This window comes from Pseudomonas sp. zfem002, assembly GCF_032621685.1.
Lineage (GTDB): Bacteria > Pseudomonadota > Gammaproteobacteria > Pseudomonadales > Pseudomonadaceae > Aquipseudomonas > Aquipseudomonas japonica.
In genome coordinates this window covers 124,608-141,626 of record NZ_JAVYJH010000023.1, presented here as the reverse complement: position 1 = coordinate 141,626, position 17,019 = coordinate 124,608, and the positions used below count along the sequence as shown (strand labels likewise).

16 protein-coding genes are annotated in these 17,019 nt (G+C 64.1%); 10 read left to right on the top strand and 6 right to left on the bottom strand.

The annotated features are described in order from the left end of the window. The first annotated feature begins 2 nt into the window (after positions 1-2). From RTI28_RS23565 to ureG, 7 genes are read left to right on the top strand one after another with little or no spacing between them, the layout of a single operon-like run. On the top strand, positions 3-305 hold the full coding sequence (locus RTI28_RS23565) for an urease subunit gamma (protein ID WP_316922692.1): 303 nt from the start codon (positions 3-5) through the stop codon (positions 303-305). A gap of 23 nt (positions 306-328) precedes the next feature. Beyond that, positions 329-649: an urease subunit beta gene (locus RTI28_RS23560; RefSeq protein ID WP_316922691.1), complete on the top strand. Its 321-nt coding sequence runs from the start codon at positions 329-331 to the stop codon at positions 647-649. Next, positions 646-2,349 carry an urease subunit alpha gene (ureC, locus tag RTI28_RS23555; RefSeq protein WP_316922690.1) on the top strand — a complete coding sequence of 568 codons (1,704 nt, stop codon included), beginning with the start codon at positions 646-648 and terminating at the stop codon, positions 2,347-2,349. Before RTI28_RS23560 ends, ureC begins: the two co-directional genes overlap by 4 nt. A 15-nt stretch (positions 2,350-2,364) precedes the next feature. Continuing rightward, entirely contained in the window at positions 2,365-2,850 is a 486-nt protein-coding gene (ureE, locus tag RTI28_RS23550) for an urease accessory protein UreE (protein WP_316922689.1), read from the top strand. Positions 2,851-2,870: 20 nt separating this feature from the next. Continuing rightward, positions 2,871-3,416 (top strand): HupE/UreJ family protein, encoded by a 546-nt coding sequence (locus RTI28_RS23545; RefSeq protein WP_316922688.1) that lies wholly within the window; start codon positions 2,871-2,873, stop codon positions 3,414-3,416. Beyond that, positions 3,416-4,090, top strand: a complete 675-nt coding sequence (locus tag RTI28_RS23540) for an urease accessory protein UreF (protein ID WP_316922687.1) — start codon at positions 3,416-3,418, stop codon at positions 4,088-4,090. Before RTI28_RS23545 ends, RTI28_RS23540 begins: the two co-directional genes overlap by 1 nt. A gap of 10 nt (positions 4,091-4,100) precedes the next feature. Then, entirely contained in the window at positions 4,101-4,721 is a 621-nt protein-coding gene (ureG, locus tag RTI28_RS23535) for an urease accessory protein UreG (RefSeq protein ID WP_042128532.1), read from the top strand. A 516-nt stretch (positions 4,722-5,237) separates the two neighbouring features. Here the strand turns inward: ureG and RTI28_RS23530 are convergent. Next, entirely contained in the window at positions 5,238-5,564 is a 327-nt protein-coding gene (locus RTI28_RS23530) for a cupin domain-containing protein (RefSeq protein ID WP_316922686.1), read from the bottom strand. Between the two features lie 73 nt (positions 5,565-5,637). On the opposite strand from RTI28_RS23530, the gene RTI28_RS23525 reads away from it, so the two are divergent. After that, entirely contained in the window at positions 5,638-7,539 is a 1,902-nt protein-coding gene (locus tag RTI28_RS23525; RefSeq protein ID WP_316922685.1) for a M14 family metallopeptidase, read from the top strand. Here RTI28_RS23525 and RTI28_RS23520 read toward each other — a convergent pair. The 5 genes from RTI28_RS23520 to RTI28_RS23500 form a co-directional block, all read right to left on the bottom strand. Then, entirely contained in the window at positions 7,533-8,768 is a 1,236-nt protein-coding gene (locus RTI28_RS23520; RefSeq protein WP_316922684.1) for a hypothetical protein, read from the bottom strand. The genes RTI28_RS23525 and RTI28_RS23520 overlap by 7 nt on opposite strands. A 125-nt stretch (positions 8,769-8,893) precedes the next feature. Next, complete coding sequence (locus RTI28_RS23515) at positions 8,894-9,955, bottom strand: hypothetical protein (RefSeq protein WP_316922683.1); 1,062 nt, start codon at positions 9,953-9,955, stop codon at positions 8,894-8,896. 10 nt (positions 9,956-9,965) lie between these two features. Further along, complete coding sequence (locus tag RTI28_RS23510) at positions 9,966-11,405, bottom strand: hypothetical protein (protein ID WP_316922682.1); 1,440 nt, start codon at positions 11,403-11,405, stop codon at positions 9,966-9,968. Beyond that, entirely contained in the window at positions 11,402-14,068 is a 2,667-nt protein-coding gene (locus tag RTI28_RS23505; RefSeq protein ID WP_316922681.1) for a type VI secretion system tip protein VgrG, read from the bottom strand. Before RTI28_RS23505 ends, RTI28_RS23510 begins: the two co-directional genes overlap by 4 nt. Before the next feature lie 266 nt (positions 14,069-14,334). Next, positions 14,335-15,039: an SDR family oxidoreductase gene (locus tag RTI28_RS23500; RefSeq protein ID WP_316922680.1), complete on the bottom strand. Its 705-nt coding sequence runs from the start codon at positions 15,037-15,039 to the stop codon at positions 14,335-14,337. Positions 15,040-15,145: 106 nt separating this feature from the next. On the opposite strand from RTI28_RS23500, the gene gcvA reads away from it, so the two are divergent. Next, complete coding sequence (gene gcvA / locus RTI28_RS23495; protein ID WP_316922679.1) at positions 15,146-16,051, top strand: transcriptional regulator GcvA; 906 nt, start codon at positions 15,146-15,148, stop codon at positions 16,049-16,051. Then, positions 16,041-16,724: an alpha/beta fold hydrolase gene (locus tag RTI28_RS23490; RefSeq protein WP_316922678.1), complete on the top strand. Its 684-nt coding sequence runs from the start codon at positions 16,041-16,043 to the stop codon at positions 16,722-16,724. Before gcvA ends, RTI28_RS23490 begins: the two co-directional genes overlap by 11 nt. Positions 16,725-17,019 lie beyond the last annotated feature (295 nt).

Here is a 17,019-nt window from a genome sequence, read left to right as displayed (position 1 = left end):
CCATGGAGCTGACCCCGAGAGAGAAAGACAAACTGCTGCTGTTCACCGCCGCGCTGCTTGCCGAGCGCCGCCTGGGCCGTGGCCTCAAGCTCAACTACCCGGAAGCGCTGGCGCTGATCAGCGCGGCGGTGATGGAGGGCGCCCGCGATGGCCGCAGCGTCGCCGAGCTGATGAACCTGGGCCGTGAGGTGCTGAGCCGCGAGCAGGTGATGGAAGGCGTGGCCGAGATGATCCACGACGTCCAGGTCGAAGCGACCTTCCCCGACGGCACCAAGCTGGTCACCGTCCACGATCCGATCGTCTGAGTCGGGATAACGAGGAGAACAGGATGATTCCCGGAGAAATCCAGGTCGCCGCCAGCGGCGATATCGAACTCAACGCCGGCCGCGCGAGCATCAGTGTCAGCGTCGCCAACCACGGCGACCGCCCGGTGCAGGTCGGCTCGCACTATCACTTCTTCGAAGTCAACGACACCCTGGTGTTCGAGCGCGAGGCCACCCGCGGCTATCGCCTGGACATCCCCGCCGGCACCGCGGTGCGCTTCGAGCCGGGCCAGGCGCGCAGCGTGAGCCTGGTGCCCTATGCGGGCAAGCGCGAAGTCTACGGCTTCCAGGGCAAGGTCATGGGCAAGCTGGAGGTGGACGCATGAGCCGGATTTCCCGTCGCGCCTATGCCGACATGTTCGGGCCCACCGTCGGCGACCGCGTGCGCCTGGCCGATACCGAGCTGTGGGTCGAGGTGGAGAAGGACTTCACGATCTACGGCGAAGAGGTCAAGTTCGGCGGCGGCAAGGTGATCCGCGACGGCATGGGCCAGGGCCAGATGCTCGCCGCCGAGGCCATGGACCTGGTGCTGACCAACGCCCTGATCATCGATCACTGGGGCATCGTCAAGGCCGATATCGGTGTGAAGAACGGCCGCATCTTCGCCATCGGCAAGGCCGGCAACCCCGATGTGCAGCCCGGCGTGACCCTGCCGGTGGGCCCCGGCACCGAGGTGATCGCCGCCGAAGGCAAGATCGTCACCGCCGGCGGCATCGACTCGCATATCCATTTCATCTGCCCGCAGCAGGTGGAAGAAGCGCTGACCTCGGGCATCACCACCTTCATCGGCGGCGGTACCGGCCCGGCCACCGGGACCAACGCCACCACCTGCACCTCCGGGCCCTGGTACCTGGCGCGCATGCTCCAGGCCGCCGACGAGCTGCCGATCAATATCGGCCTGCTGGGCAAGGGCAACGCCTCGCGCCCCGAAGCCCTGCGCGAGCAGATCGCCGCCGGCGCGGTGGGCCTCAAGCTGCACGAGGACTGGGGCTCGACCCCGGCGGCCATCGACTGCTGCCTGGGCGTGGCCGAGGAAATGGACGTGCAGGTGGCGATCCATACCGACACCCTCAACGAATCCGGCTGCATCGAGGACACCCTGGCGGCCATCGGCGACCGCACCATCCACACCTTCCACACCGAAGGCGCGGGCGGCGGCCATGCCCCGGACATCATTCGCGCGGCGAGCTTCGCCAATGTGCTGCCGTCGTCGACCAACCCGACCCTGCCGTACACGGTCAATACCGTGGACGAGCACCTCGACATGCTCATGGTCTGTCACCACCTGGACACCAGCATCGCCGAGGACGTGGCCTTCGCCGAGTCGCGCATCCGCCGCGAGACCATCGCCGCCGAGGACATCCTCCACGACCTTGGTGCCTTCTCCATGACCTCGTCCGATTCCCAGGCCATGGGCCGGGTCGGCGAGGTGGTGCTGCGCACCTGGCAGGTGGCGCACCAGATGAAGCTGCGTCGCGGCCCGCTGGCGGGCGACTCGTCGTACAGCGACAACGCGCGGGTCAAGCGCTACATCGCCAAGTACACCCTCAACCCGGCGCTGACCCATGGCATCGCCCATGAGGTGGGCTCGCTGGAAGCCGGCAAGCTGGCCGATATCGTGCTGTGGTCGCCGGCCTTCTTCGGGGTCAAGCCGGCCCTGGTGATCAAGGGCGGGATGATCGCCAGCGCGCCCATGGGCGACATCAACGGCTCGATCCCGACCCCGCAGCCGGTGCACTACCGACCGATGTTCGGCGCCCTCGGCGCGGCGCGGCATGCCACGCGGATGACCTTCCTGTCCCGCGAGGCGCTCGATCGCGGGGTGCACGAGCAACTCGGCCTGCGCAGCCTGATCGGCCTGGCCCATGGCTGTCGCACGGTGCGCAAGGACGACATGGTGCACAACGGCCTGATGCCGAATATCGAAGTGGATTCGCAGACCTACCAGGTGCGCGCCGACGGCGAGCTGCTGGTGTGCGAGCCGGCCACGGTGCTGCCGATGGCGCAGCGTTACTTTCTGTTCTGAGCAAGGAGGACCCCGATGATTCTGTTGACCCGCAGGGTGAGCGACGGCGAGCCCACCGCCACGGCCACGCTGAACCTGGATACACGGATCAAGAGCCGAGTGCGTATCACCCTCGACGATGGCCGCGATGCCGGCCTGATGCTGGAGCGCGGGCAGTTGATCCGCGGCGGCGAGCTGCTGGCGGACGACGCGGGCGAGACGCTGGTGCGGGTCGTGGCCGCCTCGGAAGAGGTGTCCAGCGTGTACTGCAGCGATCCGCTGGCCCTGGCCCGCGCCGCCTATCACCTGGGCAACCGCCATGTGCCGTTGCAGGTCGAGGCCGGTTTCCTGCGTTACCAGCATGACCATGTACTGGACGAGATGGTCCGCGGCTTCGGCCTCGACGTCGTCGTCGAGCAGGCACCCTTCGAGCCCGAAGCGGGCGCCTACCAGAGCGCACCGCACAGCCACACGCATTCCGACCACCTGTTCGTCCGCCTGCCGGCCCAGGCGGCGTTGTGAATTCCAACAAGGAGAGATCCATGAAAGCGTTTCTGACCTTCGCCCTGCTGCTGGTGGCCGTTCCGGCCATGGCCCACTCCGGGCATGACAGCAACCCCCTGCACGATGGCCTGCTGCACCCGCTGACCGGCCCCGACCACCTGCTGATGCTGCTCGGTACCGGCATCCTCGCCGCGCTGACCGGTCGCCGCCTGCTGCTGCCGGCGCTGACCCTGGCGGCGATGTTCGGCGGGGCGCTGCTGGGGCATCTGTTCGGTGGCGTGATCGGCATGGAACAGATGATCCTCGGCTCGCTGCTGGTGGCCGCTGCGGCGCTGTTGCTGCCGCAGCGCCAGTTGCTGCTGTCGTTGCTGATGCCGCTGTTCGCCCTGTTCCACGGCTGGGCCCATGGCGTCGAAGCCAGCCCGGGGGCGTTCTGGCTGTTCAGCGCCGGTTTCGTCACGGTCAGCGCGGCGCTGTTGCTGGCCGGCTTCGCCGTGGGTTGCCTGCTGCGCCGGCACAGCGGCCTGCAGAAAGCCTTCGGCGGCGGCCTGCTGGCCGGCGCGGCGATGCTGCTGGCGGGCTGATGAACAGCGAGCTGAAGCTGCTGCGCCTGCTGCAACTGGCCAGTCCCGGCCTGCCGGTGGGTGGGTTCACCTACTCGCAGGGCCTGGAATGGGCGGTGGAGGCGGGCTGGGTGCAGGGCGCCGAGGGCTTTCGGGCCTGGCAACGGCAGCAGATCGAGGACACCCTCGCTTACCTCGACTGGCCGCTACTGGCGCGCCTGTACCGTGCCTGCGCAGCCGACGACGCCGAGGCCTTCGGCCACTGGAGCCGTTTCCTCCTGGCCAACCGCGAAACCGCCGAGCTGCGCACCGAAGAACGCCAACGCGGTGCCGCCCTGGCCCGCCTGCTCGATGGCTGGCAACTGGGCCAGGCGCCGCAGTGGCGGGCCAGCCTGGAGCTGAGCCAGCTGGGCGGCATGGCCTGGCTCGGCGCGCACTGGGGTATCCCGCTGCGCGACCTGGCCCTGGGCCATGGCTTCGCCTGGCTGGAGGGCGCGGTGATGGCCGGGGTCAAGCTGGTGCCGTTCGGCCAGCAGGCGGCGCAGAGCCTGCTGCGTGATCTCTGCGAAGACCTGCCGGCAGTGCTGGAGCGTGCCCTGGCGCTGCCCGATGACGCACTGGGCGGCGGCCTGCCATTGCTGGCGATTGCCTCGTCGCGCCACGAAACCCAATACACCCGATTGTTCCGCTCCTGAGGAATTCCCTATGCAAAGCTACAAGCAACCCCTGCGTGTCGGCGTCGGCGGCCCGGTCGGCTCCGGCAAGACCGCGCTCCTGGAAGCGCTGTGCAAGGCCATGCGCGACCACTATGAGATCGCCGTGGTGACCAACGACATCTACACCAAGGAAGACCAGCGCATCCTCACCGAGGCCGGGGCCCTGGCGCCGGAGCGCATCGTCGGGGTGGAAACCGGCGGCTGCCCGCACACGGCGATCCGCGAGGATGCCTCGATGAACCTGGCGGCGGTGGAAGAGCTGGCGCGCAAGTTCGGCAACCTCGAAGTGATCTTCGTCGAGAGTGGCGGCGACAACCTCAGCGCCACCTTCAGCCCGGAGCTGGCCGACCTCACCGTGTACGTGATCGATGTCGCCGAGGGCGAGAAGATCCCGCGCAAGGGCGGGCCGGGGATCACCAAGTCGGACTTCCTGGTGATCAACAAGATCGACCTGGCGCCTTATGTCGGCGCGTCGCTGGAGGTGATGGAGAGCGACACCCGGCGCATGCGCCCGGAGCGGCCGTGGGCGTTCACCAACCTGAAGACCGGGCATGGCTTGCAGACGCTGATCGACTTCATCGTCGATCGGGGGATGTTGCGGGCGGTGTGAAGCCCATTGGCCTCATCGCGGGCAACGCCCTGCGGCGTACTCGGACCTTGTGGGAGCGGGCGTTGCCCGCGATGGGCGTGGGTATCTATACATCTTCGAAGGCTTGTCGGGGGACCGCATCAAGGCCGTCAGGTGCCTGTCTTGAGTCTTGCAGCGCCCTCCAGATCGAGCGCCGCCCGCGCGGCGCATCGCGGATGAATCCGCTCCCACATTTGTTGCAACGTACCTATGTCTGTCAGGCCATGGTTGACCGCCTTGTTGGTTCGACTCGATACCGAGTCGTGCCCAACAGCCTCCCCGCGATACATCGCCGAAAAAACAAAGGCTGACAACCCAAATCCCACAGGCCATGGAACGTTGCAACAAATGTGGGAGCGGATTCATCCGCGATGCGCCGCGCGGGCGGCGCTCGATCTGGAGGGCGCTGCAAGGCTCAAGTCAGGCACCTGGCGGCCTTCATGCGTTTCCCCGCCAGGCCCTAAAAGCTGTGTACATACCCAGGCCGCCATGAGGCCCTCAAGACATGGCATAGAACACCGCCAGCCACACGGTCGGTTGCCCGGCATCCGTCCACTCCACCCGATGCCGACAGTGCGCCGGAATATCCAGGAAATCCCCCGGCCGCAGCACCCGCGTCTGGCTTTCGTGCTCCAGGCGCAGCCCCGCCGAGCCGCTCAGCAGCAGCACCCATTCCCCCTCGTCCTGGTCGTACCAGAAGTCCGGCGGACTGCTCTGTCCGCTGGACACGATGCGCTCGATGCGCACGCCGGGCCGCGCGAGCAGATCGTCGAAACGTTCTTCCGTGGCTGAGTCGGTGATACCGCTGAACAGGTTGCTCAACATGGCTGAAACGCCCCTCGTATGATTTTGCAATGTGTTCTAAGGTTGCCAGTTCCTGTGCGAGAAGGAACTCCTCATGCCCCACCCGAACCTGTTTTTCGCCGCGCTGCTGCTCGGCGCCAGCCAGTCCGTCCATGCCGCCAGCCTGCCGTCGGCACCGGCCTACATCGATGACAGCGGTTACCCGCCGGCGGCGAAACAGCGCATCCTGCCGCCGATGTTCGAACAGCACCTGACCAGCACCCGCTACATTGCCAAGGCCGACAACCCGCTGATCACCACCGCCGAAGCCAGCGACTTCAAGCAGACCAGCACCTACGAGGAAAGCCGCGCCTGGCTGCGCAAGCTGGCGGCGGCCTCCGCTGGCAAGGTCGCCCTCAGCGAACTGCCGGAAAAGAGTGCCGAAGGCTACCCGATGATCCTCGCCGTGGTCTCCCTGTCCAGCGACAAGTCTCCCGCCGGGTTGAAGAAAACCGGCAAGCCGACGATCTTCGTCGAAGCCGAGATCCACCCCGGCGAATCCAACGGCAAGGACGCCATGTTCATGCTCCTGCGCGACATGACCAGCGGCGACAAACCCCTGGCCGCGCTGCTGGAGCAGGTCAATATCCTCTTCATCCCCACCGTCAACATCGATGGCGACGTGCGCCGCAGCGCCTACGGGCGGATCAACCAGAACGGCCCGGACATCGCCGGCTGGCGGGTCAACGGCCTCAACTACAACCTCAACCGCGACTTCACCAAGCTCGACAGCGCCGAGATCCGCAACGTCGCCTGGGTCTTCAACACCTACGAGCTGAGCTTCTTCGCCGATACCCATTCCACCGACGGCGCCATGTACCCCTACGACAGCTCGTACTGCCACAACGGCAACGGCTGGTCGCCGGCCAGCAGCGCGTGGATGGACCAGACCCTGCGCGCCCCGGTGTACAAGGCGCTGCAGGACGAGGGCCATGTGGTCCACGAATGCATCAGCTTCAACGACAACCAGGACCCGACCCAGGGCTACTACCCCTACCGCAGCGACCTGGCGCGCTTCTCCAACCAGTACGGCGATATCCGCAACGTGCCCTCGATCCTCATCGAGCAGCATGCCCTGCATCCGTACCGCACCCAGGTGCTGGGCAACTACGTGATGCTCAAGGCCATGTTCCAGGTCATCGGCGAGCAGGCCGGGTCGCTGCGCGCGGCCATCGACCAGGACCGTGCGCGCCTTGCCGCACAGAAGGACGTCATCCTCACCTGGAAACCCGGCAAGGCCGAGACCGTGCCGTTCACCGTGGGTGACTACCGCTACGAAACCTCGCCGATCACCGGGGCCAGGAGCATCGTCTGGAGCAACCAGCCCAAGCAGCTCGACGTGCCGGTGACCGGCAACACCGAGCCGGACCTGGTGGTCAAGCGGCCGAAGCAGTACATCGTCCCGGCGCAGTGGCGCGAGGTCATCGCCCGCCTCAAGGCCCACGGCATCGCCATGCGCACCCTCGACAAACCCACGGCCGTGGCGGTGACCCTGTACCGCATGGATGACGTGAAGGTGGCGGGCGGCTTCGAGCCGGACCGCGCCGCGGTCAACCAGATTCCCGGGTACGAGGGGCATCTGCTGGTCAGCGGCACGGGCAAGCCGTTCCAGCGTCTGCAGACCTTCCCGGCGGGTTCGGTGCTGATCGATGTCGACCAGCCGCTGGGCGTGCTGGCGGTGAACCTGCTGCACCCGGAAAGCCCGGATTCGTTCTGGTCGTGGGGCTTCTTCAACTCGACCCTGATCGCCGCCGAAGAACCGGAGGAGTACGTGATGGAGCCGATGGCGCGCAAGATGCTGGAGCAGGACGCGGCGCTGAAGGCCGCGTTCGACAAGAAGCTGAAGGACGACCCGGCATTCGCCGCGGATCCCAAGGCGCGCCTGAACTGGTTCTATCAGCGCACGCCGTTCTATGACGTGAATGCGTTTGTCTATCCGGTGGGGACTGTCTATTGAGGTCTGGCGCTGGGCGGCGACACGCTGGTGCACCAGAGACGCTGGCCCTGGGCCTGATCGCCGCTGAGCACCAGGTGCGGCTCTGCGACGGCCTTGATCGATTCGCTCGCAGCAGCGATTGCCAGCCAGGGGGCGACGACCCCCGGTTGGCCGAGGAAAGCGTCGATGTCATGCAGTGCTGCGTGATCCTCCTTGAGCAGCGAGGTGTCGACCAGCAACTGGTTGAAGTCGCCGTTGCGCTGCGCAGGACGACCCGCCACCCATAAATGGCGAATGGCCTGAGCGTCCAGCGGCGCCCAGTCCAGGGCCTGGAGCAGGGTACGGGACAGGTCGTTGCTGCTCGTTTCACATTCCAGCTCCGGTCGATGCAGACGGGCGAGAGAGGGCAGGGTGATCTGCTGTCGCGCGTCTGCCAGCAACAGCAAGGCCAGTGATTCGGCGGAGTCGGCCACGGCCTCCGGCGCAATCCGACCCGCCACTACCAGCAGCAGTGCAGTGGGCTTGGCATCTTCATCCAGGCGTTTATCCACCACCGCAAGCCCGCGTTCGTCGCTGTACGAAACGGCTTGGCGGATGCCCGAGGCAGCCCAGGCGTCTTGCCAGAGTGCTTCACATTGTTCCTCGTCGATGCTGCTGTCGATTTCGCGCAGCACCCGCAGCGGCGTGTCTTCCGGCAGTTGCGCCAGTGTTGGCGCGATGTCGGCAAGACCCTGCCGGAGGGTGCGTTCGAGCAGGGCCTGCGCCGTGTCGCCAGGCAACACCGGTAGTCGGCTATGGCGACTGCCTTCTTCCGAGGCTTGCCAGTCGGCCTGGGTTTTCAGGGCCTTGTCACCGCGAGCGAGCGCCTCCCGTTGCAGCTCGGCCGCGTTCCCGCCCTCCGGGCGCAAGGCTGTGTGCAGGCTGACGGCGAGCACGTCATGGCAGCGCTGGCCTATCCGTATCGCCACCTGTCGGTAGGCTTGGTTGTCCGCGTTCTCTGCCTGGGTACGGTCGAAGACCCAGGAGTAGCAGGCCATTCGCAGGATCAACGCCGACATCCACACGATCAGGGCTTTCATCAGCGAGATTTTCCAGTCCGGGTCGAGGACCACCGTGTCGTCTTCCTGAGGGGTGTAGGACAGCGTCATGGCAATCGACAGACAGAGCAGCAGGAACAGTGTCCAGGGAATGAAGTGAGGGAAGGGCGGGCGTGGTTGGAACGGGGGTATGTCGTACAGGCGAACGGGCATGGGGCATCAGGTTCCGGGTGGGTGAGGATTGGCAATGTCATGAACTGCTGAAACCGGCGTTCGCTGAAGCGCTGCGACGTCAGCAACTCCTGTGCATCGGGATTCACCGGATAAGAAAAAGAAAGCTATTCGTAGTCAGGTATCAACTCCTCAAGCTCTCCACCGTCAGGGCGATGATTGAGAATCCACCTGACAGGTTTGCCTTGGTGGTCAGGCAGGATCTGATCGGTCTGGAGCGTTACATGACCGCTCTTGTTTCCTTCCGCGATACTCCAGAGTCCGGCACATGGCACGCGGTCGCCTGACATCCGGAAGGTAGGGCGTCTGTTGCGGCGCTCGACGTAGTAATTCTCGCGAGAAGGCCAGTTGTAGAGCTCACCTGGAACGCCCTGTGGGAAGTGCCCCTCGGGGGGGATCAGGATGAATTCGCCTTTGACTTTGCGGATGAGGGTCCAGGTTGTTTCGACATCGCGACTTTCTATCCATGCATGAGAGCGTTTACCTGTCATCTCGCAGATATAGTCGCTCCGGCGTATTCCTTGAACTGCTTCGATAGCTCTCCGAGACCCGTTTGGATATAGAAAACGTGCTGGCGCGAAGTCAACGTCTGGCAGATAGATCCCCATTTCCTTGATCTCGGCATATTTTTCGATTCGAATAGATGGATCCAGTTCGTACCGTGGTATAGCAGAGGGAAAATCTGACCTGCTGTAAAAATGACTCACACCTCCGTAAGTCAAGTCGCCTTCTTCCCAACTTCCGTTAATGCTGGCTCCTAAAGCAAGATCCAGTTTTGACGCTGTAGCCTTGGCTTTTGAAATCTGCTCTTTCTCTTTCTCTGTCATCCACCCATCCCAGAATTCGCAAATTCCGCGATTCCAATTCGATAGTGTATTTCCGATACGGCTAAAACACATTGGGTCATTATGTGTGCGATCAATATGTGACTTTATATACCGCTCCCTGGCGGGGCGGATATTAGGTAGTACTCGTGTTCCCCATACTATGTCGCCTTGTTGCCAAGTCGGCTGGCTACGTACACGAGGTTCAAGCTCGCTCTGATGCCTTGCAAAAGCTATTTCATGCGCATCAATAAGTCGAATGACCGCGTCGCGCGTTTTAGCTATGTATTCGGCGGAAGTAAAATGCTCCAGTAGATAGCATTCAATCGGGTGCAAGACTGCCATTGTTTTTTCCTTATTGTGGATACCATTTGTGCGTCAATTCTGGCAGCCCAAGGAAAGGCTTTGAAGGGTCCAGATCAATATCACCTGTTCCGTCATCGTAGCCCCATCCAGTACGTTTCCGTGCGCTTATATGTGCTGTGTCTAAATCCTTGGTGTTCACGAATATTTGTTCACGGCCACCCTGAAGCGTGTATTTGGACGAAGAATCGAACTGCTGCGAAGCTGCTCTGCCTTCCCATACTTTTAAAGTTCTATCCCTGGGTACTGTGTATGTCACAAACTCCCCGTTCTCGTTCCAATGCTTCCAGACGGAAAAATTTCGGCGCCATTCGGATTTTGACGAGAGCTGATGAAATTCTTTTTCTCGCATCCAGAAAAAAGAGTTGTCAGAGGAGTTTGGGTCAACCACTCGGTAAAGACGTTCACCCGGAGCGACAGTTGCTGCTCGCATGCTGTTATCAAAGGTGTCAAAGTTTTTTGTTACATCTGGCCAGCCGTCGCTTATCTTGCTGGGGACAATTTCAGGAACCTTTTTTAAAGGTTTAAATTGCATTTTTGCATCATTGTCCACCCAATTCGGCTGCTTGTTCTCGAACAACTGCAGTTCGGCAGATCCACGCTGCCCAAGAACATGATTATTCTCCCCCGGCCGTGCGCGATAAGCCTTGTCTGCCTCCACCCGCAAGCGGTTAGCCAACCCCTCCAGATACTCAGCCGTTTCATCCAGGCCTTTGAGGTGCGCTCCGGCTCTGCCGACGGTTCTGTCAATCAGCTCGATGGTCTGTCGAATCGGTGCCTTTATGCTTTCCGGCCCCCATTTCGCTGCGCGCTCAAGCAACTTCTGCGAAACCTCGCGCATCTGTTGCATTGCCTTCAGCACTCCAGCCGAATCGAGCACCTGGCGCAGTACGTCGAGCTTTTCGGCCATGTATTGATAAGGGCTGTGAATTCGCATCCAGCTCAGTGTCTTTCGTACCGGGGCACTGTCCAGATGCTGGGTCAGTCGGCGCAGCGGCGCCTCGAACTCATCCGGCGTCCTGCCGACATCCTTGTTTTCCTTGTGATGGGCGAGGCGTTTTTCCTGGAACTTCACCTGCTTGCGGTAATACATCACCTTGTAGCAACCCTTGGCCAACGACCCCAGCACCGGCAAGGTCCCGGCCAGCGTCACCACCAGTGCCACCCAGGCCGCGGTGTTGTCCGGGTCTTCATCGATCGCCCGGCAGTTGGCGACGAAATCGCGGACATCGCAGATCTGATCCACCAACGGGATCATGGAAATCACCGTGCCGGTGACCACTTGGGCGGTGGTGGGATTGTCGTGGAAGTCGCCCTGCAAGGTTTCCCACAACCAGACGCCGCCGGCTTCGACCCGCCTCTGTGCGTCATGGAACCATCCCTGCGGGGCGGGGCTGAAGAAGGCCAAGGCGTTCTGCATGTTTTCGTTCATGGGGTCTCCTTGCTGGCTTCGGTCTCCGGGAAGCTGCCGTAGAGCTCGTCATAGGTCGGCCAGGCTGCATCCTCCTCCGGCTCCGGCAAGCGATACGTCACCCGCGCCGCGCCGTCGGTGGCGATCAGGTGCTCGGCGTGGCCCTTGTCATCCAGGGTGCCTTCGAGCACCTGGCCGTTTTCGAAGCTCAGGGTGTAGCCGACCCCCGGCACCGGTCTGGCATTGGCGTCGAAGAAGTTCAGCGCCAGGCGGCGCGGGGCGTCGGGCAGGCGTTCGGCGAGGTCGGGCAGCGGGTTTTTCACGCGGCCGGGGGCGCCGATGTAGGCGAAGTGCGGCGTCTTGATCTCGATATCGCCCGGCGAGCCGATCTCGATGCGGTAGGGGGCCAGGGTGATGTGGTTGCCGCCACAGTTGAGGGTGATCTTCTTCTTTGCGGTAATGCGGATCTCGTCTTCGCTGCTGGTGATGTCCAGGCCTTGCCGCGCCAGCAGGTCCATGCGGTCGTTCTGCGCCTGGATGGCCACCGGGCCCTGGTTGGCGAAGAACTTCAGGCCGAGCTTCTGCGCGAACAGGCCGATGGCCTGGCCGGCGGCGACGGTGAAGTTCTTCACTGCGCTGAACTCGGTGTCGGTGCTGACACCGTTGAGGGTGCGCCCCGCAGAGAGTTGCACATGTTCCGGCGTGACCAGTGCCATGCCCGCCGGGGCGGAAACCAGGAAACCCGCTTCCTTCAACTGGCTGAGCGCCGTCTTCAGGTGCTCCGGAACGCTGCTGTCCACCTCCTGGGCGCCCGCTGCCGCGGCGTTGCGCGCCAGGGTCTGGACGCGCAGCAGGGCCTCTTCGAGCTGGCCGATGGCTTCCGGCATGGAGAGCATGTCGCCCTGGGCTTTGGTCTGCTTGTCGGCCGTGAGGAACAGGCCGCTGCCCGCGCGAAACACGCCATGGCCGTCGCTGCGCAACTCGGCGCCCTGACCCCTGGGCTTGCGCTGGCTGTCCACGAGGTGCCCCAGGTTCAACTGGCTCTTGCCGCTGTGCTCGGTACTGAGCTTGACGTGCTCCTGCCCGCGTTCGTCCTCCATGCGCAGCTTGTTGTTGGCCGGCGTCCGCAGCACGTTGCGTCGGTTGTTGCGGTTGGCGACGTGATCGGGATGCTGGCTGTCGTGCAGCGCATGGGCGATGTAGGGCCGGTCCGGATCCCCCTGCTCGAAAGCCACCGCCACTTCCGTGCCCTGCACCAGCGGCAGGTGCAGACCGTAGGTGGCACCGGCATAGGGTCGGGCCAGGCGTAACCAGACGCTTTCCTTGCCGGCATCCCATTCGTCCCGGTCGAACAGAAACCTGACCCGGTAGCGCCCCTCGTCATCGATATGGCTGTAGAGATCGTCGTCGTTCTGGCTGGTGATACGTGCCGGCAGCGTGCCGCTGATGCTCGGCTTGGGCTTGAGCTGCGGTCGGAAGCAGATGTATTCGTCGTAGGGAATGCCGCTGAACTCGACCGTGTGCAGCTTGTTGCGCGCCCCCCTGACATCGATGGTGTGGACCAGCACCCGGTTGGCGAAATCCTGCGGCGCATTCCCGGTTACCCGTAGGACCTGCCCCGGCATCAGGGTCGGACTGCAGGTGGTGCCGCTCAGCAGGACGCGCTGGTTGAGGCTGCGTTCCTGACTCAGCCGCGCGAAGAAATGCCCGGACTCCGTTTCCGCGCCATAGCCATGCATCGTCTGCGTGCCCATTTCGGTGTAGGGCATGGCGTATTCATAGGTTTCGCCATAACGGATCTCGGGAAGCGAAAAACCCGGCGGCCGGCTGACTTCGCCCTGCAGCCGCAGATTGGCCTGGCGCGGATCGTAAGTGCGGAAGAACACCTCCTTTTCCACCACCTGGTGCTGCGTGCGCAGCTGCCACACCGCATCGGCATCGCTGCTGGACAGGCCGCTGGGGGTCAGGCAAGGCAGTTCGACACCAAAGTCCAGGTGGCACTGCCAGTCATGAAAGCGCACCTGGTCGACCTTCAGCTCCGAGACGAAGACGATGCGGTACCAGATGCCGACTTCCGCCAGCAGCCGCTCAATGAATGCCAGATCGCTCTCACCGTACTGCATCACCTGCCGGCGCCGCGGGTATTCGCGCTTGAGGTCGAACCGGAAGGCGCTGTTCACGAAGAAGCCATGGTCCTCGAGGATCTGCCGGACGATCTGCGGCACCGACTGATGCTGGAAGATCCGATAGCGCTTGCCTCGGGCCAGGCGCACAAGGCGCGGCTCCAGGGTGATCTCGTAGTGCCCCTCGTCCACCGAGCCGCCGATGCGCCGGAAGCCGGTGATCAGGCCGAACAGCTCGCGCAACGGTTCATGGATCTCGTTCTTGATCCGCCAGGCGAACACCTTCGGCGGCTTGCCATAGATGGCGAAACGCGCGGTGCGGTTGAGGATGCTGGGCATGTCCAGGTCCAGCGGCGAGTTCTTGCGCTCGTTGCGCGCAAGGAACTGCTCCTGGGTCATGCTGACGACGCCGTTGAACACCTCCCGCGGCTCGCCGCAGGTGAAGCGGATGGTGTAGCGGAAGGGCTTGCTCAGGTACTCCTGGCCCTCGAAGGCGTAGACGTCGAGGAACTTGTCGTCCAGGTCGCGGACGCGCAGGTCGTAGGGATTTTTTCCGAACATGGGAAGTCGATCCGTGGCAAATGGGTCCAGTGCGCTGTCGCAACTGAACCGGGGAGCACGCACGGCGCTTCCTCAGTCCTCGCAGAAGAGCTCTGCCGCGCGACGCCGGGCAACTTGGACCAGGCGGGCGCGGAGGGGCAAGGCGAAATGGATGGACTTCAATATTTTCCGAATGGCCCTACTTATGGTTAAAGAAAAGTACTACGAGATATCGGCAGAGGCAGGGCCCGAAAGCCCTGTTCCGTGAAAAAGGATGTGGCTGTGAGTCACACCGAGCGGGTGATCCCACCGTCAACCCGGAGATTCTGCCCGGTGATGTACGCCGCCCCTTTGGATGCGAGGAAGGCCACGGTGGCGGCGATTTCCTCGCTGCTGCCGTAGCGCTGCAGCGGCACGCTGGCGCGACGCTCCTCGGTGGCCGGCAGGCTGTCGATCCAGCCGGGGAGGATGTTGTTCATGCGCAGGTTGTCGCGGGCATAGGTGTCGGCAAAGATCTTGCTGAAGGAGGCCAGGCCCGCACGGAACACCGCCGAGGTGGGGAACATCTCGCTCGGCTCGAACGCCCAGGCCGTGGAGATGTTGATGATCACGCCGTCGCGCTGGCGCTGCATCACCGGGGTCACCAGGCGGGTGGGGCGGATCACGTTGAGCAGGTAGGTGTCGAGGCCGCGGTGCCAGTCTTCATCGCTGATTTCCAGGATCGGTGCGCGCGGGCCGTGGCCGGCGCTGTTGACCAGCACGTCGATGCGCCCCCAGCGCGCGACCACCTGGTCCACCAGGCTGCGCAGGTCGGCGTCGGACTGGTTGGAGCCGGTCACGCCGATGCCGCCCAGCTCCCGCGCCAGAGCCTCGCCCTTGCCGGAGGAGGAGAGGATGCCGACCTTGAACCCGTCCGCCGCCAGGCGCCGCGCCGCCGCCGCACCCATGCCGCTGCCGCCGGCGGTGATGATCGCCACTTTTTCTACTGTCATTGCGCGTTCTCCTGTCTGAAGGTTTAAGCTGGATCAAGGCTAGCAGCGATCAGGCTGGCCGAGAGAGTCAGTTTTATGTCTTCGATCCTGTAGAAAATCTATCGTCATGAGTGAACAGTCCGAACGCTTGCCGTCCCTCAATGCCCTGCGCGTGTTCGAAGTGGTGGCGCGTCAGCTGAATTTCCGTCGCGCCGCCGAGGAACTGGGGGTCACCCAGGGCGCGGTGGCCCAGCAGATCCGCGGGCTGGAGGCGGACCTGGAGATCCGCCTGTTCGAGCGCCTGCCGCGCAGCCTGGCGCTGACCGATGCCGGGCGCGGCTATCAGGCCAGCATCCGCCGCGCCTTCGAGCTGATCGCCGAGGCCACCCGTGCGCTGCGCCCGGAACCTCTGCACCTGACCATCAGCGTGACGCCGACCTTTGCCTCGAAATGGCTGATTCCGCGCTTGCCCGATTTCACCGCGGCCTGGCCGCATATCGACCTGCGGGTGCTGGCCACCGAGCGCCTGTCCAGCTTCCACACCGATGCGGTGGACCTGGCCGTGCGCTTTGGCCAGCCGCCGTTCGGGCCAGGGCTGGAGACCCGCTTGCTGTTCGAGCAGGGCATCGTCGCCGTCTCCAGTCCGGCCTTGCTGGAGCGCCTGGGCCGGCCGGCTACGCTTGCGGATCTGCAACGCTTTGCGCTGCTGCACGATGCCCACAACGCCTGGCCGCAGTTCTGCCAGCAGGTGTTCGGCCAGGCCCTGCCGGTGGCAGCGCAGAACCTGCGCTTCAACCAGACCAGCCTGGCGATCGATGCCGCGGTGGCGGGGCAGGGCCTGGCGCTGGCCAGTCGTTTGTTCGTCCAGGCCGATATCGACGCGGGGCGCTTGCAGCGGGTGTTCGACAAGGTCCTGCGGGCGGACGCGGGTTTCTATCTGGTGGCACCGCGCAAGGCACGCAACGAGGCGACCCTGGCGCTGGTGCAGGACTGGCTGCTGGCGCAGGCGGCGAAGGAGCTACATGAGGATTGAAGTGCGTTATGCCGGTCGGCGGCTGCAGGTCGATCACCGACCGGGGGCCGGCGACGCCCATCTGCTGGCGATCCACGGCGCTGGAGAGGGGCATTTGGGCGTCTTCGCCGGGGTTCGCCAGGCGCTCTGGCAGCGCGGTATCGGTTCCACCGCCTTCGACTGCATCGGCCATGGCCTGACCGGCGGGGTCAAGGAGGGCTCGTCGCTGCGCGAGCGGGAAGCGCAGGCCCGTGCGGTGATCGAGGCCACGCGCCGGCCTACGGCGATCATCGGCGCGAGCATGGGCGCGTACAACGCCGTGCGCCTGAGCGAAACCTGGCAGCCGTCGGTCCTGGTGCTGGTGGTGCCGGGCATCTATCACGCCGCTGCCCACGCCGTGCCCTTCGGTCCGGCGTTTTCCGCGCTGATCCGCCAGCCGCGCAGTTGGGAGGGCAGCGATGCCTGGGGCATCCTCTCGCGTTATCGCGGGCGGCTGCTGGTGATCGCCGCTGGCGACGACGAGGTGATACCACTGGAAATCCCCCGACGCCTGTACGACGAGGCGGTCAATGCGCAATGGCGTTCGCTGCTGGTGGTGCCGGGTGCGCCGCACAAGGGCCTGCTGGAGCGGGTGCTGGGCGACCTGGAATGGCGGCCGCAGTTGCTGGAGCGGTTGTTTCACGCTTTCGATTGATTGGATGGATTCCGCGTAGGAGCGTGCAACTGAGCGGGAGGGACGATAGCGGCAAACGGACATTAGTGTCATATTGAGATCAATCGTTTGCGGATGTACCATTCCCTTACTTTAAGTATGGGAATGCCGGGCAGTGGACGCCCGGGCAAATTGAGGTTTCCCGCCCCTGGGGAGCCGCATGGATGCCCAGCGCGTGAATCCCCTCCGGAACACTCCTGTGCACCAGGGCCTGTGCCATCGGCATCGGCTCGGCTCGGCTCGCCAATGGCTTCGACGTCACGACAGTACTCCCGGA